The sequence below is a fragment of the Pseudohongiella sp. SYSU M77423 genome (assembly GCF_029911965.1).
Classification (GTDB): domain Bacteria; phylum Pseudomonadota; class Gammaproteobacteria; order Pseudomonadales; family Pseudohongiellaceae; genus Pseudohongiella.
On sequence record NZ_JARYTH010000001.1, the window covers coordinates 285,466 to 306,263 of the forward strand.

A 20,798-nucleotide genomic window follows, 5' to 3' on the forward strand; every position below is an offset into this window, starting at 1 on the left:
AGTCAAAATGGGGCCTTAGCGGTCAGTTACCTCCAGCCGGCTCTGTCCATCAGTCGCACGGCTTCGGCATTATGAACACCCAGCTGGTCCAGGGCAAGATCGTCTGCCTTGAATTCACCCCAGGCTGCCAGCGTATCGCTGACGGGGACATCTTCACGAACAGGGTATTCATTGTTGGCTTCGGCATACCAGGTCTGTGCTTCGTCACTGACCAGGAACTCCATTAACTGAACCGCTTCTTCACGGTTCGGCGCATGCTGACTGAGAGCAACGCCACTGATGTTGATGTGAGCGCCGCGGCCATCCTGATTTGGCCAGAACACGGATACCTGGGCAGCCTGTTCACGCTGATCTTCGCTGGTCGCATTGATCATGCCGGCCAGGTAGTAAGAGTTGACTACCGCCAGCTGGCACTGACCAATGGCTACAGCAGCAATCTGGTCACGGTCGCCACCCTGGGGCGGACGTGCCATGTTGGCAACAATACCGCGCGCCCATTCTTCGGTCGCCGCTACGCCATCATGCGCGACCATGGATGCAGCCAGGGACTGGTTGTAAATATTGGATGAGGAACGAATGCAGATGCTGTTGCGCCACTTGGGGTCAGCCAGCGCTTCGTAGGTCGACAGTTCAGCAGGATCGACGCGATCTTTATCGTACACAATGACACGTGAGCGCAGTGATGCTGCGTACCAGTAACCTTCAGAATCACGATACTGCGAAGGTACACGTTGTTCCAGCACGTCAGACTCAACTGGCTGCAACAGGCCCATTTCCTTGGCGCGGTGCAGACGACCCACATCAACAGTCAACAGCAGGTCTGCTGGCGAGTTGACGCCCTCAAGCTCCATACGTGTTGTCAGTTCATCAGCACCTGCCGTGATGAGGTTCACCTGGATGCCGGTCTGTTCGGAGAATCGATCCAGAATCGGTTTGATCAGGTTTTCTTCACGCGCCGAATAGACATTAACCTCGGCCGCCTGCGCCGATGCTGTCAGCAAGCCTGCCAGCGCAGTCATAGCGACAGTTGACGATAACAGCACCTTCTTCAGTGAACGCATCATAACCTCCGGTAATTGGTAATATCTTTAGCAAATGATAATTTCTCTCATTTACATTTGCAATCACCGAATGCGCTTTTGTGCTATCCCGATGCAATTATTCTTGCGCTGACAGCTTTTACTGGGCTGCCGCGTCCGCCTCCTCGCGCCGCGCACCCATCAGGATACCAGGCAGGCCGTAGTTGCCCTCATGACAGGCATATTCATAAATGCGGTCATCACTGGCATTAAAACTCATCTCGCCGCGCCAGACCTGCGTGTAATAGACCGGGTCATCAACCTCAAATTCGTACAGAATCTGATCTTCGGAGTAACGGGTGAATCGCTCAATGACTTTACCCTCGTCTGACAGATTGACCTGGCCGCTGCCGGCCTGTTGGGGGTGCAGGCTCACTGTCTCAACGACCAGCGTATCGCCTTCCCACCAGCCAATCGAGTCTCCCAGCCATTGCTGCAGCTCGGGCGGGCGATGCTCGCCACCGATGGGGATAATTCTGGCATCCTGGTTCATCTCGACCATGATCATCAGATAGTCATCGGTCTGCACAAAACGGTAATGGTTATTGTAAAGAACGTTCAGCATCGGTGGGCCGCCGGTGCCTCCAAAACCAATCAGACAACGTTCGCCCAGCGCACGGCCCTCGGGACCATCATTGCTGCTGAATTTTTCCCGGAATTCGCTCCTCAGCTGCTGGCCCTGCTCGGAATAGGGAATTCGACCATCCGGCGGATCGATGATCCAGGAGCTTCGGTATTCTCCGCGCACCCGGCCAAAACTGCTACCCGGATCAATCCAGAACGCGTTGTAGCCGCGCCCCATGGCAAGGTCAGACCCGTCCAGCAGCTCGCCTGCCTGCAGATTGTCGTCTGTTGCCTGGCGCACATTCTGCGGATGCGCTGCCGTGACCGCAGCCAGCTGATCCTCAGGGATAACCAGCTCATCGTAACGGCCTGCACGCTGCAGGGTGGTAATCGAGGCATTGGTCCAGACCCCCTGAAAGTCAGGTTTACCTGAAGGCGTTCGCGGCGGTTCATAGCCCGGCGCGGTGTTTTCTGCTGCGTTCCCGAGCAAGGGACCGGCAAGCAAAAGTGCTGCCAGCAGGCTTCGACAGGGCGTCACTGAATTAATGATAGTGGCGTTGAGGGTGTTAAAACGAGTCATGGGCATGCGTCCTGTGGCGTACTGTTTTCGTTATTATGGGAGTGAAGGTAGACCAGCCGTTGATTTGAATCAAGTCATAGTCACGGCTTGCCAGGACAAACTGTGTAACGTGACTGGCGGGATGTGTCATAATCGGGACATCCAAGCATAGCTGAGTTTTACCAGCTTTTCCGACCAACCGGGGAGTGAATGATGACAGGAATCCTGAGATTTTTTGCGGTGATGATATTTGCCGCCGGACTGGCTGCCTGTGGCAGCGACAGCGATTCCGCAAGCGAATCAGCAGCAGGCCCGGAATACACACTGACCCTGAGCATGGCGGAGCTGATGGCGCACGTCCTGGAACCGGTCGCAGACTCCCTGTGGCGCTCGGCAGGCTGGATTGATGACGAAATTGAAGGTTATTACGAACTCTACCCGACCACTGACGAGGGCTGGCATCAGGCTGAAGAGCGAGCCGCCTTGATTGTAGAGATCGGCAATACCCTGATGTTACCGGGTCGCGCCGTTGACAATGACAGTTGGGCGACTTATTCCAAAGCGATGAGCACTGTGGGCCTGAACATGATGCAGGCAGCCGAACAGCAAAATGAAGAAGAGTTTTTTCAGACCGGTGCACAGCTGTACAGCGTCTGTACCGCCTGCCACCAGTCCTACAGTCCGGATATCGCAGGCCGATTCGCACCGTCCAGTCTTTCGCAGTAATGCTGACACGAACTGTACTGTTCATAATCTGTCTGCTTCCGGCCCTGGCTATCGCCCATAATATTGCCGGCGGCGACGCCAGCTTTGTTGCCAGTAATGCCGGGGCCGCGCCAGGGCCATTCATCTACCTTGGCGCCAAGCACATGGTTACCGGTTACGACCATTTGCTGTTTCTGGCAGGTGTCATCTTTTTCCTCAGTCGCGCACTTGATGTCATTAAGTATGTAACGCTTTTTGCTGCGGGCCACAGCATCACATTGATAATAGGCGTACTCGGTGACATCGCCATCAATGCCTATTTCATAGATGCCATTATTGCGTTGTCTGTGGTTTACAAGGCGCTGGAGAATATGGGTGCGTTTCAGACCCTGGGTCGCTGGAAGCCAGACACACGTGCAGCCGTGTTTGTTTTCGGCCTCTTTCACGGCTTTGGGCTGGCATCCAGTCTGCAGGAACTGCAACTGGCGCCCGAGGGTCTGCTAATCAACCTGATAAGTTTTAACCTTGGCGTGGAAATTGGCCAGATGATCGCGCTGTTCATGATTTTCATCGTGTTCATGTTGTGGCGCCAGCACCCGTCTTTCCAGCGCCAGGCCTTCCTGAGCAACACCTTATTGATGACTGCAGGCTTCCTTTTGATGTTTTATCAATTGGCAGCCTGGCAGCTCGCCGCCTGACAGGAGTACATTCCATGACCGATGACCGCAAACGACTGGCCGTGGCAATCAGCAGCGCTTTTTTTGGCGCTCTGTTGCTGTTCCTGGCCGTCATACTGCCGGCCGAGTTTGGCCGCGACCCACTGCGCACAGGGGCGCTGCTGGGGCTGGACACCATGTCCAACACCACAGCCGACGCTCTTCACAGTCAGCTAGAAATTCACAAGAGTGACGAAGTGGAATTTATTCTGGAGCCATTTCAGTCTCTGGAATACAAGTACCTGATGGATCTAGGTCAGGCCCTGGTATTCAGCTGGGAAGCGGAGGGCGAGCTGTACTTTGACATGCATGCCGACAACATCACCGTGGAAAACTATGATGAGAGTTATCTGCAGGGCAATGCCAGCTCTGACCAGGGCATGTACGAAGCCGCTTTTAACGGCATGCATGGCTGGTTCTGGGAAAACCGGGGTTTCGAGACTGTCACGCTGACTCTCAAAACCTCAGGCTTTTACATTCATGCCACCGAGTATCGTGGTGGCAGCAGCATGGATCGCGAACTGCAACCGGTGCTGTAAGGGCGCTAGCGCGTCGCCATATGGCAGTTTTCGCAGCTAAACTCCCTGTCTCATCTCAATGCCAGATTAACAGACAAAAAAAAGCGCCTGATTGATCCGGATCAACCGGAATGTCAGACGCTTCTTTTGGCAGCCAGAAACTGCCCTCAAACAACTCAGCCAGGATCAAAGAACCTGGCTGGCCATAAGGTCGGTGTTACTGTTCAGTCGGGTCAGACCCGTCGTCTGGTGCACCAATACCTGAAGAGCCCATGAACAGCTTGCGGCCGTCAGGGAAAGTGATGTCGCGGCCATTGGCGCGGCATGCAGGTGTACACAGCTGGTCCTTACTCTGGTAGCCAGTCACAACAATCTCTGTGCCGATTTCCAGGGAGTTACGGGTAATACCGCGACGCAGCAGGGTGTTCGGCGTGCCGCCTTCTGCCATCCATGCCTGCTCAGATCCATCATCGTTGGTGTGGCGCAGGTGAATCCAGGAGTGAGGGTTGATCCACTCAACACGTGTGATCGGACCACGCAACGCAACAGGAAGGTTGGCGTCAAATTCAGCTGAGAACGCGTGGTGAGCAGTTGCTGGTGTCTTCACACTCATAGCAGCAACGCCACCGACGACTGCCACAGCAGCTACAAGCAGTTTCATTTTCATGATAATCACCCCTATTTATTTAGCTTCATGGCTAAAATATTAACGTTTATAACAGACCAGTTCCAGTTTAATCTGATCTGCCTGACGATTATTGATGGCTGTCCGTCTCATTTGCCTTTAATGGCCACTTGCCTCTTCCATGCAGGCTTCCGACCCATCAGCTTGCCGTCAGTATGTCCTACGATGACTGAACCTTTGCTTAACGACTGTGCCCACAGCTTCCGATTCATTCAGAACCCGCGGGCCCAATAATCAGAACGGCATCACCATTTCTTCAATTGGACGGCCCTTACGGAAGCGCCCAAACATCAATTCTTCCACGAACTCCACACACTTGAATTGCGGCAGCTCAAAGTCCTGTTCAAGTCGACGGTACAGCGGCATGGCGATGGTCCATGGCTCTGTGTACAGTTGCGGATCTTCGATGGTTGCTTCGTATTGAATCACATTTTCGTCAACCATCGTGTAACGCTCTGTTACCTTGGACTCCCAGGAGCGATAGTTGCCGGCGCGGTCGTACCAGGTCTGATCGATCAGTCCGGAGACTTCCACGACAAAGGTATCACCTTCCCAATAGCCATAGGACTGCCCCATCCAGGAGTCAATCGGCGGCTCACCGGGATCTTCCAGGTATACATTTCGAACGGCGCCCGCAAACGAATAAGCGATGAAGAACGCACTGTCACTCTGGAAAATCTGGAATGGGTGAGGCAGGTAAGTAGCCCGCGGCACACCTGGCATAAAGCATTTGATCTCGGGATCGCGCTGCAGCCAGTTCTCGCGGTTTTCATCACGTTGCGCCAGTGCTTCCGGCTTGTAGGGAATGTAACCATCATTAGTGGTAATGACGCCCTGACTTGCCGGAACCGCGCCAACTGCGCCCATTGCCACTACTTCAGGTGCTGGAACCGGCACAAAATCACCTGGCACCATCGCAAAAGCGGATTGTGGCGGTGCTGGCTCCAGGTTGACGTTGGCATTGGAAAGCACCTGCCAGATGCCGTTGAGATCCGGCTTGCCATCCGGCGTGCGCGGGATGCCGCTCTCGGCAGCGCTGCCCTGTGCGGCTGCGGTATTGGTCCCTGTCTGTGTCGCGCCAGGCGATTGCGACTCCTGTGGAGCACAAGCCATAACGCTGACGGCCACTGCTGCGGATAATAATTGTAATTTTTTGAACCCGTTAAGCATGGTTTTTCACCTCCCCCGTGTAATCAGCCGATATAAACACTTCGATTTTTTGCTGTCAAGCATGTCGGCAGCTTACCGCAGGGGAATGGGTAGTAAAGCTCAGTCAGGGACCCGGTCAATCCCGTCGGGTGCTACTCTTTGCGGGTCGCCGTAAATGTTCCCTCACCCATGCCGCCGAGATTCAATTTGCCGGCCAGCGTGCCGTCGGGCAATTGTTCCCCTGAGTAAGTGACTGAGCCCATCTGGCTGGTCAACACAAACTCAAAGTTGTCGCCCTCTGAGTTGCCGGTAAAATCGGTGTTTCCAAGCTGCCCTGAGTAGGTGCCAGTAATGGACCCATCAGCAGCCTCCTGCATGGTGACGCTGGCATTGCCGCTGCCCACACCGGCAATTTCAACTGCAAAATTCCAGTCGCCACTCACATCTGCGTAGGCAACAGGGACCAGAAAGCTGGCGAGCAAAGCAATAGCACTGACTGACGTGACGATAGCGCGACGCTTCATCCGTAACATATACAACTCCTTAAATCGGTGAGATTTTTCACGCACTGTGGATTGGTACCATCGCCGAACTTTGCGCTCAGAAATGACCATCCATAAGCTAACATGGAGCCCTGCAGGAATGAGTGGGTTATGGTGAGGACTGATCGCAGCAATACCACCACTGGTCGCAAGAGTCCTGGCATCTCGCAGCTCGCGACGACATGACCGACACAAGCGCCCTGAATGGGGTCAGGGAAATTGATTACTGCGGCGGATCAGGACGGTCGGCAACGCTGCCGTTAACGCGGAACCATCCAGCCAGGCTGTAACGGTCGCGCATCGCGGGCAATACCTCGTGCGGCACCTCAGTGCTCAGGAAGACAACAACCGTGCCGTAAACCGGAGACACGCGTCGTACAACCTGCTCACCTGCCGCATCGTAAATGGCCAGCTCCCCGCCATCGCTGGACTCCCAGCCCGGGTTAAGATAAGTGACCAGAGACAATTCTCTGCGCGCACCACGCTCCAGGCCATTCGGACGGAATGCGTCCAGATGCTTCTTGTAAAAGTCTCCGGGGCCATAATGGGCAAAATGCGATTCGAAAGAAAACAGGCCCAGAAACAGTCGTCGATTCAGATAGGTCTGAAGGCGTTGCGCCCAATCCAGCCAGACCTGCTCCGCCATGGTAGCGCCATCAATCCAGCGCACCTGGTCACGCCGCACAAAGCTGTTGTGCACATGGTCCTGGCTGCGACCAATACCTGCCGGGTCAAAGTCGCTGTCATTCAGATCGCGCACCTGCTGAAACAGCGGCTGTGCAACCGCCGCAGGCAAGCCATCCAGCACCACGGACCAGGATTGACTGACCAGGTCAGCAGCAATCTGTTCAAACACGAGCTGTTCGGCCAGCAACGCTTCGTTGCCGACCACTTCGTTAATCAATGCGGACATTTACGCTTCCTGGCTGTTCTTCATGATCTGGCCGAGGTAGTCGCTGGTTCGCGTCAATTCATAGCGACGGAACTTGATGCGGGGGTGCAACTCTCTCATTCGCGAGCTTAGCAGGCCGTGGGCAGAATGCAGCTGGGCATCGGTGATGATATTGTTGACATCACAATCACGCGCCAGCTTCAGCAGTCGGTCAAAGTTCACGATGAAATTCTCGGTATGGGTGGTGCGAATCTGGGTGCCATAAAACAGTGGCCCCATGTTTTCGCCACGTCCGGCAAGGATCAGGAATCGGCGCGAGAACACCTCGAAGTCGCCTGTCGCGAAATGATGCCACATTTCCATCATTTCCGCTTCGCTTAACGAGCCGTCACCCGCCGGGCCCTTGCAGGACTGGAGCAAGAGACCGGAGATGCCGCCCAATTGTCTCCGGGTATTATCGGCGATCTTGAAAAAAGTTTCCTGGCGGGCATTTTTCTCATTGGCTGCCAGAGCTTCCGCCTGCCGGGCAGAAACGATATTGCTGTGATAAAGCTCGCGGTTGTTCTGCGCCTGAATGGATTGTTGAATAAACAGACCAATGACCAGCCAGAGGAAGGCCAGCGGCGCGAACGCCCCTTCCAGAAAACTGCCCATATCTTCGATCGGTAGCGTGGCAAAACGTGACCAGCCAACATTGACGGTCATGTACAGGGTGCCAAGCAACAACCAGATGAGTGTGACGACCAGTCCGAACTGAATCCGCCAGTCCTGACGATCAAAACCACGCAGACTGTCTTTAAGACGATTATCGTTTTTATTGTCCATAAATATGCCGGCAAATTGACCCCGATTGACAGGAGCGCCAGCATACTGCGCACTGCCGGAGTGGTCAACGATGGAGCTGTTGAAGCTTCTGACCGAGCAGTTCGTCCAGTTTTGTACGAATACCCAGATTGGCCTGTGTCACATCGCTTATCTTTTGGCTGTCCGCATACCGCTGCGCGGACTCGCTCAGCGCCGGCAGATTGTCAAAAAAGCGTGCCAGCTGCCGCACGCCAACCGGCGCAGCACTCATGCCATAACCGAGCTGCTCAAGGCAGAAGGCATTCAGTTGTTGTTCAAACTGCCCCTGCATTGGTAGCGCGAGATAAGGCTTGCCGAGATAAAGCGCCTCACTGATCAGCGTGAAGCCGGCTGTCGCAATCACTGACTGGCACGACTCCAGGTCGCGCAGAAAACCATCAACACTGAACGGCCTGAATGTCAGGTTGGCATCCTCGCCCTGCTGACTGCTGCCGTAGACAATAAACTGATGTTCCGGGAACTGGCGCAGCAGTCCCAGCAGAGAAGCGAACTCACTGGTTACGTATACCAGATGGTGACCACCCTGGTAGGGCCGACATTCGAGGACTTCACGGCGCAGTATTGGCGGAAACAGAAAGGTCCGGTCATTGCGCGGCTCGCCGAAGAAATAGGTGGTGGCCAGCGCGGCATCGGGCGCAGGAATCATCAGCTTGATGATGGTTTCCGTAATGCGGCGTGACCAGGACAGACCCGGCGGAGACTCATAGCTCATGTACCGCATACGGTGCTGATTATCCAGACTGATCAGAGGCAGGTCGAAAAACCATGCCAGCCAGGCGCTGGTCGGTTCAAAATCAGTCAGCACTACATCCGGCTGAAACTCGCGGATCATACGGCGCAATGCTATCAGTCGGCGTACTGCACGCGGTGCGCGGCGCAGGTTGTTCCAGACTGTCTTTAATGGGCGCACACGATTATCATCACTGACAATGTGCAGCCCTTCGATAGCAAAACAGTCAAATTCACCGGCGAGCGCTTTCAGCCCCCGATCATAGGTCACCATCTTGAGTTGATGTCCTTCGGCGAGCAGGTGACGGCCGATTTCCATGGCCCGCGACGAATGTCCTGATCCTTCACCCGAAACACCGTACAATATGCGGCTCATAGTCAAAATTCCAATTCATCTGTCCCGAGATGTGACAAGTGTATGGAGAGTTTGTGACAGGCGTATGATTGGCGCAGCGGCTGGCGATTGCCTTCGCCTTGCGTAGCGCCGATAATTGGCAGTTTTAAGCGCAAAGGAGCCCGTGATGTCGGACCAAAAACCCCTGGCTTTTGAGCAGACCCTGGCCGAACTGGAAACACTGGTAAACCAGATGGAAGAAGGGAACATGGGGCTCGAAGACTCACTGGCCGCTTTCGAAAAAGGCATCCGACTGACACGCGAGTGCCAGCAGGCTTTGCAGCAGGCCGAGCTGCGAGTGCAGGTGTTAACCAACCCCGATGCCGATCCGGTCACGCTGGAGCCGCTGGCCACTGCCAACAACGATGCAGTGGAGACCCGGGACTGAGAATGAGCACACCAGCACCCAATCAACTGAATACCTTCCTGAAGCAGTGCCGTGAACGCTGCGACCAGCAGATGGAAAACCGCCTGGCCGCACTGACCGCGATGCCGCCACGCCTGGTGGAAGCAATGCGCTACAGCACATTGCTGGGCGGCAAGCGCATACGGCCCTGCCTTGCCTATGCCGCTGCCAACGCACTAGGCGCACCCATGTCAGCCGCTGACGACGCAGCCTGCGCCGTAGAGATGATGCATTGCTACTCGCTGATCCACGACGACCTGCCCGCCATGGACAACGATGACCTGCGCCGGGGCAAACCCACACTGCACAAGGCTTATGACGAGGCTACAGCCATCCTGGCGGGCGATGCCCTGCAAAGCCTGGCCATACAGATTCTCAGTGAACATAAAGGCAATGATCCGGTCACTGTGGTGAGCATGATCAATATTCTCTCAGCAAGCAGTGGCTGCTATGGAATGATTGCAGGCCAGGCGCTGGATATGGGCGCGGTGGGACGGCAGCTGACCCAGAGCGAACTGGAGACCATGCATCGATTGAAAACCGGAGCACTGATCTGCGCCAGCGTAGAGCTTGGCGCGCTTAGCGCTGGCTGCCGGGCACCTCAGATAATGGAAGCTCTGCAGGTCTATGCCCGCAACATCGGACTTGCGTTTCAGGTGCACGATGACGTGCTTGATGTCGTCGCCGAAACCGGCACACTGGGCAAGAAACAGGGTGCTGATATCGCTCTGAACAAACCCACTTATGTCAGCCTGCTGGGGCTGGATGGTGCCAGGGAAAAGGCAACTGCCCTGATTCAGGCGGCCAAGGACGCCTTGAGCCCGATTCCGGGCGACACCACCATGCTCAGCTCGATTGCTGACTATGTCACTCAGCGAGCGTACTGAATTGACATCTGATCCAATTAAATGCAGGCTCATGACCAAATGTTAACCGAAATCCCTCTCAGCCGTCCGGACACGCCACTGCTGGACCAGATCAGCTCACCCGCTGACCTCAAGACCATGGATCCCGCCGATTTTCCGGATCTGGCACGCGAACTACGCAACTTCCTGCTGTATTCGGTAGGACAGACTGGTGGGCATTTCGGCGCAGGGCTGGGTGTGGTCGAACTGACCATCGCCCTGCACTACGTGTTTGACACCCCGGAGGACCGGCTGATCTGGGATGTGGGTCATCAGTCCTACCCGCACAAGATACTCACCGGGCGCCGCGAACGGATGCTGACCATGCGCCAGCCTGGTGGCCTGGCAGCCTTCCCCTGCCGCACCGAAAGTGACTATGACTGCTTTGGAGTGGGACATTCAAGCACATCCATCAGCGCCGCACTGGGCATGATGATTGCCGCCCGGCGCCAGGAAGCCGAGCGGCACGTAATCGCGGTCATTGGTGATGGCGCAATGACCGCAGGTATGGCATTTGAAGCGCTGAACCATGCCGGCGAGCTGGACGACAATGTGCTTGTCATTCTTAACGACAACAACATGTCCATCTCACGTAATGTCGGCGGCCTGTCCAGCTACTTCGCGCGCATGTGGGCCAGCAAGCCATACAACTTTATTCGTACCGGCAGCAAAAAAATGCTGTCGAAGATTCCTCCGGCACTCAAGGCAGCGCATCGTGCCGAGGAATACATGAAAGGAATGGTGTCACCAGGCACACTTTTTGAAGAAATCGGGTTCAACTACATCGGGCTTGTGGACGGACACGATACAGAACGCCTCATCGAAGTGCTGGGCAACATCAAACAGCTGCGCGGACCGCAGCTGCTGCACATAGTCACCCAGAAAGGCAAGGGTTACACCGCATCTGAAAACGATCCGTTTGGCATGCACGCCCTGAGCAAAATTGAAGCCAAGCCCAAGCGCCCGACAAGCGAGCCCAAAACGCCGACATACTCACAGGTATTTGGTCAGTGGTTGTGCGACATGGCACAGCAGGATGAAAAACTGATCGCGATTACACCGGCCATGAGCGCCGGCTCGGGCATGGACGAGTTTGCTGACCAGTACCCTGACCGCTTTTTTGATGTTGCCATTGCCGAACAGCATGCAGTCACGTTTGCCGCCGGCATGGCCTGCGACGGCCTCAAGCCGGTTGTGGCCATCTACTCCACTTTCCTGCAACGTGCCTACGACCAGTTAATTCACGATGTGGCCATCCAGAACCTGGACGTGCTTTTTGCAATCGACCGTGCTGGTCTGGTTGGCGAAGACGGCCCGACGCATGCTGGAAGCTTTGACCTGTCCTATCTGCGATGTGTACCCAACATGGTTATCATGGCGCCCAGTGATGAGAACGAGTGCCGCCAGATGCTGTACACCGGCCATCAACACAAGGGTCCTGCCGCAGTCCGCTACGCGCGCGGCAAAGGTCCCGGCGCAAACATCGCATCGGACATGAGTGAGTTGCCTATCGGCAAGGCCGTGGTGCGACGCAAAGGCAGCACCGTAGCCTTGCTCGCCTTTGGCACCATGCTGAAGCCGGCTCTGGATGCAGCCGAGGCACTGGATGCCACTGTGGTTGATATGCGTTTCATTAAACCCCTGGACACAGAACTGATCGATCGAATAGCACAGCAACATTCATTGCTGGTGACTATCGAAGAGAATGCTGTGGCCGGCGGCGCCGGCTCCGCGGTCAATGAGCACCTGCTGAACCAGAATTTCACAACGCCGATTCTGAACATGGGTCTGCCCGACACATTCCTGCCACACGGCCGCGTACCCGACATGCTGGCATCAGTGGGCCTTGATCGTGACGGTATTGTCGCCGCAGTCAGAGACAAGCTGACCCGCTGCAAAATTCACTCTCAGGCAGTCTGATCTGTCCGCAACCTACTGGAATCAATCTGACCATGACTGCCACTGACGATCGCAATGCCCGACACAAAAAAGCCATGCAGCGCAAAAAAGAGCATGTTGATCAACGCATTGCTGCTGCGACAGTCGACAAGGGACTGCTACTGGTCCTGACTGGCAATGGTAAAGGGAAAAGCTCTTCGGCGTTTGGCATGCTGGCTCGCAGTGTCGGGCATGGCCTGCGCTGTGGCGTGGTGCAGTTTATCAAGGGTCAGTGGGATTGCGGCGAGCACCGCCTGTTTGCTGATCATCCGCTGGTTGAATTTCATGTAATGAATACCGGATTTACCTGGGAAACCCAGGATCGCGAGTCAGATATCGCAGCAGCGACCGCGACCTGGGAGCACGCAGCACGTCTGTTGCGCGACCCTGAGGTTCAGGTCGTTGTGCTGGATGAACTGACCTACATGCTTACTTATGGCTACCTGCCGGCCGACGAGGTTATCCAGGCCTTGCGTGACCGCCCGGCCGACCAGCACGTTATCATCACTGGTCGCAATGCCAGCAAAGCGCTGATCGACATGGCTGATACTGTCAGCGAAGTCACGGATGTAAAACATGCCTTTAACGCCGGTGTCAAAGTCCAGAAAGGTATCGATTATTAAGTTGCCGCTTATGTGGGTCAGACTACAGAGCGCGCTGCTGTTGCTTCTGTTGAGCATGTCGGCGTCCGCCCAGACGCTGGTCGTTACCGACGACAACAATCAGTCAGTGACGCTGCAGGCTCCTGCACAGCGTATTATTACCCTGGCACCTTCAATGACCGAGCTGGTGTTCAGCCTGGGCGCGGGAGACCGCATCGTAGGCGTCATGGATTTCAGCAATTACCCGCCAGCTGCCAATGATCTGCCTGTCGTGGGTCGCTTTGACATGCTGGACATGGAACAGATCGTTGCACTGCAGCCGGACCTGATCGTCGCGTGGCGCTCCGGCAATCCACGCAGCTCTCTGCAAAGACTGCAGGAGCTCGGGTTTACCGTTTACACGGCAGAACCTGAATCACTTCGCAGTATTGCCTCACATCTGCAACGTCTGGGAGTTCTCACTGGTACCGAGACAAGAGCCAATGCGCTGGCCGAGGACTTTATCGAGCAGCTGGATGCCACTAGCCGGCGTTATGCCGATGACAGGCTTATTGATGTGTTTTATCAGGTCTGGGATCGGCCGCTGGTGACTGTCGGCGGCAGCGAACTGATCAACGACATGATCGAAGTCTGCGGCGGTCGGAACGTATTCCGCGAGCTGGGCACGGGCCCAAAGGTCAATCTGGAAGACGTGCTGTTAAAAGAACCGGAAGTGATCATCGCCAGTGGCTCGGATGAAAACTCACCCACCTGGCTTGAGGACTGGCGACGCTGGTCACAGTTGCCGGCAGTAGCAAATAACCACCTGTATACCATCCCCCCGGATCTGGTGCAACGGCACAGTCTCAGAGCACTGCAGGGGCTTGACCTGATGTGTCAGCACATCGACAAGGCCAGATGACAGCTGCCACGCTGACGCATCGCGCTACTTACGTATCAGGTGTCCCAGCTTATTGACCTTGACTGCCAGATAGCTTTCGTTGTGGCGATTAAGTCCTGTCTCTATCGGTATGCGGTCAACCACTACTATACCCTGCTCGGTCAAAGCGTCGACTTTGCGCGGATTATTGGTCAAAAGTCTGACCTGTGAGACGCCGAAATGGTCCAGCATCGGTTTGCAGACATCATACTCGCGCGCATCAGGTTCGAAACCGAGCTGCACATTGGCTTCAACGGTGTCCGCGCCCTTGTCCTGCAGTGAGTAGGCCTTCAGCTTGTTCAGCAGACCGATGCCACGGCCCTCCTGACGCAGGTACAGAATCATGCCGCGCCCATGCTCGGCAATTTTTTTCATTGCAAACTCAAGCTGCGGCCCACAGTCGCAACGCATGCTGAACAGGGCATCACCGGTCAGGCACTCTGAGTGCACCCGGCTGACCACCGGTTCATCGGTGCTCAGATCACCCATCGTCAGGACCACGTGCTCTTTGCTTGTCACCATATCCTGAAAACCATGGATACTGAACTCCCCGTGTTCAGTCGGCAACCTGGCAGAAGCAACAAACTTGACTCTCACTCGTATTCCCCTTACGCAAAAAATGCAGCGGCAATCTGCAGACACAGCAGTGCAAAAATGCCTGCCAGTATATCGTCAATCATTATGCCAAAGCCGCCTGCCACGCGTCTGTCCAACCAGCGAATCGGCCAGGGCTTCAGCACATCAAAAATCCTGAACAGCACAAATCCCAGCAGCAGCCAGACCCAGCCAGGTGGCGCCAGAAACATCGTCAGCCACAGGCCGACAAACTCATCCCAGACGATACCGCCATGGTCATGGACGCCAATGTCATCCGCTGTTTTACCACATATCCAGATGCCTGCCACAAAGGTCAGCAGCAACATCAACAAATACCACATCCAGCCCATCGACGGCAGCGTCAGATAGATAAGGACCGCGGCAAGGGTGCCAAACGTTCCGGGCGCCACTGGCGCGGCACCGCTGCCCAGCCCAAAGGCCAGAAAGTGTACGGGGTTGCGCCAGACGGATGCAGGTGTTGCTGCCATGAGAGACTTCCTGTGCCTCAGCTCGAATGTGACTGAAAATGATGATACCCGGTCGCCTTCAGATTCATGGTACTGCCATCGCTGGCAATCACCATCATCTCCGGGTCATTACTAAGCTGACCGATTCGGGTAAACGGTACCTGCAGAGCAGCTAAAGTCGCCTCTGCCTCCCTGATTCGGGCGGGCGGGATGCAGACACACAGTTCGTAATCATCACCACCACCCATGGCCAGCTCGATTTGATCCGACCGGCTGACGCGCTGCTTCAATAACTCGGAAACTGGCAGCTGCCCGGAATCTATTCGAGCGCCAGATACACTGCTGGCTTTCAGAATGTGACGCAGATCCGAAGCCAGACCGTCTGAAAGATCCAGAGCGGCTGAGGCAATACCGCGCAGCGCTTTACCTACAGCAATACGACTGGCTGGCTGATAGAACGCGTCCAGCAGGTACTGTTCCTCTGCATTGCTCATTCCCTGTGCCGCAAATCGCGAATCACCCTGCATCCACCAGAGTGCAGCCGCCGCATCACCAAGAGTTCCGGTAACATAGACAGCATCGCCAGCGCTCGCCCCGGAGCGTAACAGAGCCTGCCCTCTGGGCACCATACCGTGCACCTGAATCGTGATCGACAGAGGCCCGCGCGTGGTATCACCTCCTATCAACGGACAGTCTGCGTCCAGCGCCGCCTTCGCCAGGCCTTCGCTGAACGCCTGCAGCCAACTGAGGCTGACCTGCGGCAGGCTCAGCGCGAGCGTGAAACCAAGTGGCGAGGCCCCCATGGCTGCCAGGTCACTCACATTGACGGCCAGGCAACGCGCTGCCAGAAGTGAGGGTTCGGCGTCTGGCAGAAAATGAACAGACTCGTTCAGTGTATCAACCGACACAAGCAGATCATGATCGTCAGGCAATGACAGGATGGCGGCATCATCGCCTGGCCCCTTGACCAGATGCGGATGATCCGCCGCAAAGGACTCCGACATGAAAAACTGCCGGATAATGTCGAATTCAGTCAGCGCCACGGCGCTCCAATGCTCTCAGTTCTTTTGATGCGCGGTCGAGAACCCCATTGATGTACTTGTGGCCGTCGGTCGCGCCGAATACCTTGGCTAGCTCCACCGACTCGTTGATCACCACCTTGTAGGGCACATCTATGCGGTGCGCCAGTTCGTACAGCCCCAGACGCAACAATGAAATCTCCACCGGGTCCAGTGACTTTAACTCACGGTCCAGCAGCGGCTGCATCATGGCATCAAGCTCGTCGACATGTGCGATGACAGCGGGGAACACTTCCTTGAAGAACTCGCGATCAATCTTGCCCTGATAGTACACCAGGAACTCTGCAACGATCTCATTGACCGGCGCACGAGCTATCTGCCATTGATACAGCGCCTGCAGCAACATGCGGCGCGCCTTCTGGCGGTCGGTCAATTTTTTCTCTTTCGCCTTTTTGCCAGCGCCACCGTTTTCGGCCGGTACGGCATCATCTGGCAAAGAGCCACTGGTTCCCGGAATATCGATCACGTATCAGGCTCCCAACTTGCCGAGCACGCTGACCATTTCGATGGCACCCATGGCAGCCTCGGCGCCTTTGTTTCCAGCCTTGGTACCAGCACGTTCAATAGCCTGCTCGATTGTATCGACAGTCAGAACACCAAATGCCACAGGGACACCAGAGTCCAGACTGACCTGGCTGAGGCCCTTGACGCACTCACCTGCCACATAGTCAAAATGCGGCGTGCCGCCGCGGATGACTGCACCCAGCGCAATCACTGCATCGCAGGGACGGTTGGCAACTACGTGCTTGGCCAGGACTGGCAGCTCATAGGCACCTGGCGCCATGACGATACTGATGTTTTCCTTATCAACACCGTGACGCACCAGTGTGTCGACTGCGCCATCGATCAGCTTCTCAACGATAAAGCTGTTAAATCGCGATGCAATAATGATGTAACGGCCAGAACCGCTTACAAAGTCACCCTCAATACGACGAATCTCACTCATGTTTTTTCCTCTGTAAAGTCAGTCAGGCTGGCTCATCAAACTGGACAAACTCAACCACTTCCAAATCGAATCCGGTGACGGCATTAAACTTCGCCGGGTAACTCAGCAGGCGCATCTTGCCCACTCCCAGTTCACGAAGAATCTGTGAACCAGTACCAATCGTCACATCACTGCCACCGTGGCGATGGCGACGGGGTATCACTTTCTTTTCGCCCAGCACACCGGCAATACTTTCATTGATATCTTCATCGTAGTCGTCACCGGACAGCAGTACTGCGACGCCCTTGCCTTCTTCAGCGATTCTTGCCAGCGCACGGCTGAATGACCAACTGGTGGCACCCGGCACGATGACGTCACATACATCACGCAGCGTGCTGGCAATGTGCACTCGTACCAGTGTCGGGTCATCCTTGACTATATCACCCATGGTGAAAGCCAGGTGCGTGCCGCCGGAAATGGTGTCATCAAAGGTATGCAGCGTGAACTCACCGTGCTCTGTCACAACCTGGTGACTCTGTCGGCGGCTGACAGTATGCTCGTTGGCGATACGATAGTGAATCAGATCAACGATGGTGCCGATCTTGAGTCCATGCTGTTCTGCAAATATCTCAAGATCCGGACGCCGGGCCATCGTGCCGTCTTCGTTCATTATCTCCACAATGGCAGCAGCCGGGGTAAAACCGGCCAGACGTGCCAGATCACAACCCGCCTCGGTATGGCCGGCGCGACGCAGGACACCACCAGGCTGCGCCATGATGGGGAATACGTGGCCAGGCTGAACGATATCCTCAGGCTTGGCGTCGCGCGCCACTGCAACCTGAATGGTACGCGCTCGATCCGCCGCGGAAATACCCGTGGTGACCCCGGTGGCTGCCTCAATCGACGCTGTAAAATTGGTGTTGTATGGCGTGTTGTTCTTCGACACCATCAGAGAGAGATCCAACTGCTCACAGCGCTCACGCGTCAGAGTCAGACACACCAGTCCACGTGCATTTTTGGCCATGAAGTTGATATCTTCAGCCCGCACTCTTTCGGCTGCAATAATCAGATCGCCTTCGTTCTCGCGATCCTCGTCATCCATCAGAATGACCATTTTGCCCTGTCGGATATCGTCGATCAGTTCTTGAACAGTATTGAGTTTCATAATCTCCGCTGCTTACACTCGCTGGATTTACAGTCGATTCAATTCAATTTTCTGCAGTTTCTGTCAGCGGTCAAAACCGTGACTGCTCAGAAACTCTGCCGTGATGCCGCCGGCCTGCTTGTGGTCCCGTCCCTGAGCTGCCCGCTCGCCCAGCATCAATCGCTCCAGGTAACGGGCGATCTGGTCGACCTCTATGTTGACGCGCTGGCCCGGCCGATATGTATGAATGATCGTGGCCTGCTGCGTGTGGGGGATGATATTAACACCGAAGCAGGCCCCATCCACAGTATTGACGGTCAAACTGGCCCCGTCGATGCAGATTGATCCCTTCTGGGCGATGTATTTTGCCAGCTCGTCCGGCACCCGGAACACCAGGCGCCAGCTACCCCCATCCTCATGTTGTTCCAGTAGTTCACCCAGGCCGTCAACGTGACCGCTGACCAGGTGGCCACCGAGGCGGCTCTTCGGCATCAGGGCCTTTTCCAGGTTCACTTTGGAACCCACTTTCAAATTCTGAAAGCTGGTCAGGCTGAGTGTTTCATTAGACACGTCAGCGCAAAAACTGCTGCCATCAAACTCCGTCACGGTCAGGCAGCAGCCATTGACAGCAATACTGTCACCCAGTTGCACATCCGACATATCAAGCGAAGAACAGCTCACCTTCAGGCGCCACTCCTTGCCGCGCAATTTCAGTTCTGCAATGTGGCCGACTGCTTCTATGATTCCGGTAAACATGGTTTTTCCTGTATCAGCGCTGAGCGTCACTGCCAGTGGTCAGGCGTGCGGTTATACGACAGTCATCGGCAATCTGTTTAACATCGGTAATTTTCAGAGCAATGTGATCCTGCATGCGGCTGATGCCTGGCAAGTGGAAAAGCGGCAGGGCATCACTGCCCAGGAATCGCGCACCCACATAGATGACAACTTCGTCGACCAGCCCTGCCTGCACCATGGCGCCACTCAGAGTGGGACCGGCCTCCAGCATGACCTCGTTGCAGGCGTATTCCTGCGCCAGCGTCTGCATGGCATCCAGCAGATTGACACGACCGCCTGGCAACTGCGACAGCTGGCGTATCTGCGCGCTGCTGTTGTTGAAGCGCGCCAGCTGCTGGGCATGCGGTTTACCCGTCAGAAACAGCATATTACCCGGCAGCGAAATGATGCGCGAATCCGGTGGGGTCCGTAACGACGAATCGATCACCACACGCAGTGGCTGCCTGTCTGCCTGCACCTCGCCCGCTTCCCCTTCCGGGATCTGCTCAAGCCGCAGGTTAAGGCTGGGGTCGTCACTGAGCACAGTGTTGACGCCCGTCACAATGGCGCAGCTGGCCGCCCGCATCAGTTGCACATCGGCGCGGGCGCCGGCACCGGTGATCCATTTGCTCTCGCCCGAAGCCATGGCGGTGCGTCCATCCAGGCTCATGGCCATTTTACAGCGTACCCAAGGCAAGCCGCTGCGCATGCGTTTCATGAATCCCAGGTTGAGTGCACTGCATGCCTCTTCCAGTAGCGGCCCGTGGACCGTGACACCGGCATCGCGCAGCTTCTGCAGACCCAGACCCGACACCTGCGGATTGGGATCCTGAACACCGTAGTAGACCTCACTGACGCCGGCGTCTATCAGCGCATCAGAACACGGCGGTGTACGGCCCATATGAGCACAGGGTTCCAGCGTCACGTACACGGTGGCGCCGTGCGCCAGCTCGCCGGCTGCATTCAGTGCATGGGCTTCAGCATGCGGCGTCCCCACACGTTCGTGACAGCCCTCACCCACTATTTTTCCGTCGCGCACAATCACGCAGCCAACCCGCGGGTTGGGAGTCGCCGTCAGAACGGACTGCGCCAGTTCAATGGCGCGCTGCATGTAATATTCGGGCGTCACAGTGTTAGCTCCACCTATTCGTCCGGGCCGCAGGGCTTATAAAACTGGTTGGTATTATTCGTTGGACAGCCGGTCAATTTCGGCACGGAATTCGTTGAGATCCTTGAAGCTGCGATACACCGATGCAAATCGCACGAAGGCAACTTCATCCAGCTGTCGCAGCTCTTTCATGACTTCTTCGCCTACCATACGCGAGGGAACTTCCCGTTCGCCGGTAGCGCGGATGTGATGCTTGATGCGATTCACGGCCGACTCAACACTTTCTATACTGACCGGTCTTTTTTCCAGCGCCCGCATCAGGCCGGAATACAGTTTCGCTTCATCAAAAGGCTCACGATTGCCATTCTGTTTGATGATGCGAGGCATGACCAGCTCGGCTGTCTCATAGGTTGTGAAACGCTCGGCACAGGTGATGCATTCGCGACGACGCCGCACCTGATCGCCCTCGGCGACCAGGCGTGAGTCGATTACCTTGGTATCCAGCGCACCACAAAATGGACAGTGCATGCTTGTCAGT

The 20,798-nt window shown here is 55.8% G+C and carries 25 protein-coding genes; 8 read left to right on the forward strand and 17 right to left on the reverse strand.

Annotated elements, in window-relative coordinates:
• Positions 1–26 precede the first annotated feature (26 nt).
• Positions 27–1,064, reverse strand: coding sequence for a Fe(3+) ABC transporter substrate-binding protein (locus QGM61_RS01250; protein ID WP_317622119.1), 1,038 nt, complete (start codon positions 1,062–1,064; stop codon positions 27–29).
• 115 nt (positions 1,065–1,179) lie between these two features.
• Positions 1,180–2,223, reverse strand: coding sequence for a hypothetical protein (locus QGM61_RS01255; protein WP_237133205.1), 1,044 nt, complete (start codon positions 2,221–2,223; stop codon positions 1,180–1,182).
• Positions 2,224–2,412: 189 nt separating this feature from the next.
• On the opposite strand from QGM61_RS01255, the gene QGM61_RS01260 reads away from it, so the two are divergent.
• The 3 genes from QGM61_RS01260 to QGM61_RS01270 are packed head-to-tail and all read left to right on the forward strand — an operon-like array spanning position 2,413 to position 4,162.
• A complete protein-coding gene (locus QGM61_RS01260; protein ID WP_281131567.1) occupies positions 2,413–2,928 on the forward strand; it encodes a hypothetical protein in 516 nt (171 codons plus the stop codon).
• The gene (locus tag QGM61_RS01265; RefSeq protein ID WP_281131568.1) at positions 2,928–3,605 is read left to right on the forward strand and encodes a HupE/UreJ family protein; all 678 of its coding nucleotides are present in this window, start codon (positions 2,928–2,930) and stop codon (positions 3,603–3,605) included. The genes QGM61_RS01260 and QGM61_RS01265 overlap by 1 nt, the downstream gene beginning before the upstream one ends.
• A 14-nt stretch (positions 3,606–3,619) precedes the next feature.
• Positions 3,620–4,162 (forward strand): hypothetical protein, encoded by a 543-nt coding sequence (locus QGM61_RS01270; protein WP_281131569.1) that lies wholly within the window; start codon positions 3,620–3,622, stop codon positions 4,160–4,162.
• Between the two features lie 196 nt (positions 4,163–4,358).
• Here the strand turns inward: QGM61_RS01270 and QGM61_RS01275 are convergent, their stop codons facing one another.
• The 6 genes from QGM61_RS01275 to QGM61_RS01300 all read right to left on the reverse strand — a co-directional run bounded on the left by QGM61_RS01275 (position 4,359) and on the right by QGM61_RS01300 (position 9,378).
• Positions 4,359–4,808, reverse strand: a complete 450-nt coding sequence (locus tag QGM61_RS01275) for a DUF6152 family protein (protein WP_237133200.1) — start codon at positions 4,806–4,808, stop codon at positions 4,359–4,361.
• Positions 4,809–5,060: 252 nt separating this feature from the next.
• On the reverse strand, positions 5,061–5,939 hold the full coding sequence (locus QGM61_RS01280; protein WP_281131570.1) for a hypothetical protein: 879 nt from the start codon (positions 5,937–5,939) through the stop codon (positions 5,061–5,063).
• Positions 5,940–6,127: 188 nt separating this feature from the next.
• Positions 6,128–6,508 (reverse strand): hypothetical protein, encoded by a 381-nt coding sequence (locus QGM61_RS01285; RefSeq protein WP_281131571.1) that lies wholly within the window; start codon positions 6,506–6,508, stop codon positions 6,128–6,130.
• Between the two features lie 232 nt (positions 6,509–6,740).
• Positions 6,741–7,430, reverse strand: coding sequence for a 2OG-Fe(II) oxygenase (locus QGM61_RS01290; RefSeq protein ID WP_281131572.1), 690 nt, complete (start codon positions 7,428–7,430; stop codon positions 6,741–6,743).
• Positions 7,431–8,234 (reverse strand): hypothetical protein, encoded by an 804-nt coding sequence (locus QGM61_RS01295; protein WP_237133196.1) that lies wholly within the window; start codon positions 8,232–8,234, stop codon positions 7,431–7,433. It lies immediately after the preceding gene.
• Positions 8,235–8,298: 64 nt separating this feature from the next.
• Positions 8,299–9,378: an MJ1255/VC2487 family glycosyltransferase gene (locus QGM61_RS01300; RefSeq protein WP_281131573.1), complete on the reverse strand. Its 1,080-nt coding sequence runs from the start codon at positions 9,376–9,378 to the stop codon at positions 8,299–8,301.
• A gap of 145 nt (positions 9,379–9,523) precedes the next feature.
• Here QGM61_RS01300 and QGM61_RS01305 point away from each other — a divergent pair, with 145 nt between their 5' ends.
• From QGM61_RS01305 to QGM61_RS01325, 5 genes are read left to right on the forward strand one after another with little or no spacing between them, the layout of a single operon-like run.
• Positions 9,524–9,784 (forward strand): exodeoxyribonuclease VII small subunit, encoded by a 261-nt coding sequence (locus QGM61_RS01305; protein WP_281131574.1) that lies wholly within the window; start codon positions 9,524–9,526, stop codon positions 9,782–9,784.
• Positions 9,785–9,786: 2 nt separating this feature from the next.
• The gene (locus QGM61_RS01310) at positions 9,787–10,689 is read left to right on the forward strand and encodes a farnesyl diphosphate synthase (RefSeq protein ID WP_281131575.1); all 903 of its coding nucleotides are present in this window, start codon (positions 9,787–9,789) and stop codon (positions 10,687–10,689) included.
• A gap of 39 nt (positions 10,690–10,728) precedes the next feature.
• The gene (dxs, locus tag QGM61_RS01315; RefSeq protein ID WP_281131576.1) at positions 10,729–12,627 is read left to right on the forward strand and encodes a 1-deoxy-D-xylulose-5-phosphate synthase; all 1,899 of its coding nucleotides are present in this window, start codon (positions 10,729–10,731) and stop codon (positions 12,625–12,627) included.
• 32 nt (positions 12,628–12,659) lie between these two features.
• The gene (gene cobO / locus QGM61_RS01320; protein ID WP_237133192.1) at positions 12,660–13,268 is read left to right on the forward strand and encodes a cob(I)yrinic acid a,c-diamide adenosyltransferase; all 609 of its coding nucleotides are present in this window, start codon (positions 12,660–12,662) and stop codon (positions 13,266–13,268) included.
• Between the two features lie 10 nt (positions 13,269–13,278).
• Positions 13,279–14,148 carry a cobalamin-binding protein gene (locus QGM61_RS01325; protein WP_281131577.1) on the forward strand — a complete coding sequence of 290 codons (870 nt, stop codon included), beginning with the start codon at positions 13,279–13,281 and terminating at the stop codon, positions 14,146–14,148.
• A gap of 24 nt (positions 14,149–14,172) precedes the next feature.
• Here QGM61_RS01325 and ribA read toward each other — a convergent pair whose 3' ends face one another.
• The 9 genes from ribA to nrdR all read right to left on the reverse strand — a co-directional run bounded on the left by ribA (position 14,173) and on the right by nrdR (position 20,788).
• Positions 14,173–14,763, reverse strand: a complete 591-nt coding sequence (gene ribA / locus QGM61_RS01330) for a GTP cyclohydrolase II (RefSeq protein WP_281131578.1) — start codon at positions 14,761–14,763, stop codon at positions 14,173–14,175.
• A gap of 11 nt (positions 14,764–14,774) precedes the next feature.
• The gene (locus QGM61_RS01335) at positions 14,775–15,251 is read right to left on the reverse strand and encodes a phosphatidylglycerophosphatase A (RefSeq protein ID WP_281131579.1); all 477 of its coding nucleotides are present in this window, start codon (positions 15,249–15,251) and stop codon (positions 14,775–14,777) included.
• Positions 15,252–15,268: 17 nt separating this feature from the next.
• The gene (thiL, locus tag QGM61_RS01340; RefSeq protein WP_281131580.1) at positions 15,269–16,273 is read right to left on the reverse strand and encodes a thiamine-phosphate kinase; all 1,005 of its coding nucleotides are present in this window, start codon (positions 16,271–16,273) and stop codon (positions 15,269–15,271) included.
• On the reverse strand, positions 16,260–16,775 hold the full coding sequence (gene nusB / locus QGM61_RS01345) for a transcription antitermination factor NusB (protein ID WP_411268745.1): 516 nt from the start codon (positions 16,773–16,775) through the stop codon (positions 16,260–16,262). The genes thiL and nusB overlap by 14 nt, the downstream gene beginning before the upstream one ends.
• 3 nt (positions 16,776–16,778) lie before the next feature.
• A complete protein-coding gene (gene ribE, locus QGM61_RS01350) occupies positions 16,779–17,255 on the reverse strand; it encodes a 6,7-dimethyl-8-ribityllumazine synthase (RefSeq protein ID WP_237133187.1) in 477 nt (158 codons plus the stop codon).
• 22 nt (positions 17,256–17,277) lie between these two features.
• Complete coding sequence (gene ribBA / locus QGM61_RS01355; protein ID WP_281131581.1) at positions 17,278–18,399, reverse strand: bifunctional 3,4-dihydroxy-2-butanone-4-phosphate synthase/GTP cyclohydrolase II; 1,122 nt, start codon at positions 18,397–18,399, stop codon at positions 17,278–17,280.
• 63 nt (positions 18,400–18,462) lie between these two features.
• Entirely contained in the window at positions 18,463–19,134 is a 672-nt protein-coding gene (locus QGM61_RS01360; protein ID WP_281131582.1) for a riboflavin synthase, read from the reverse strand.
• 13 nt (positions 19,135–19,147) lie between these two features.
• Entirely contained in the window at positions 19,148–20,263 is a 1,116-nt protein-coding gene (gene ribD / locus QGM61_RS01365; protein WP_281132063.1) for a bifunctional diaminohydroxyphosphoribosylaminopyrimidine deaminase/5-amino-6-(5-phosphoribosylamino)uracil reductase RibD, read from the reverse strand.
• Between the two features lie 72 nt (positions 20,264–20,335).
• Positions 20,336–20,788, reverse strand: coding sequence for a transcriptional regulator NrdR (gene nrdR / locus QGM61_RS01370; protein ID WP_237133184.1), 453 nt, complete (start codon positions 20,786–20,788; stop codon positions 20,336–20,338).
• Between the last annotated feature and the right edge of the window lie 10 nt (positions 20,789–20,798).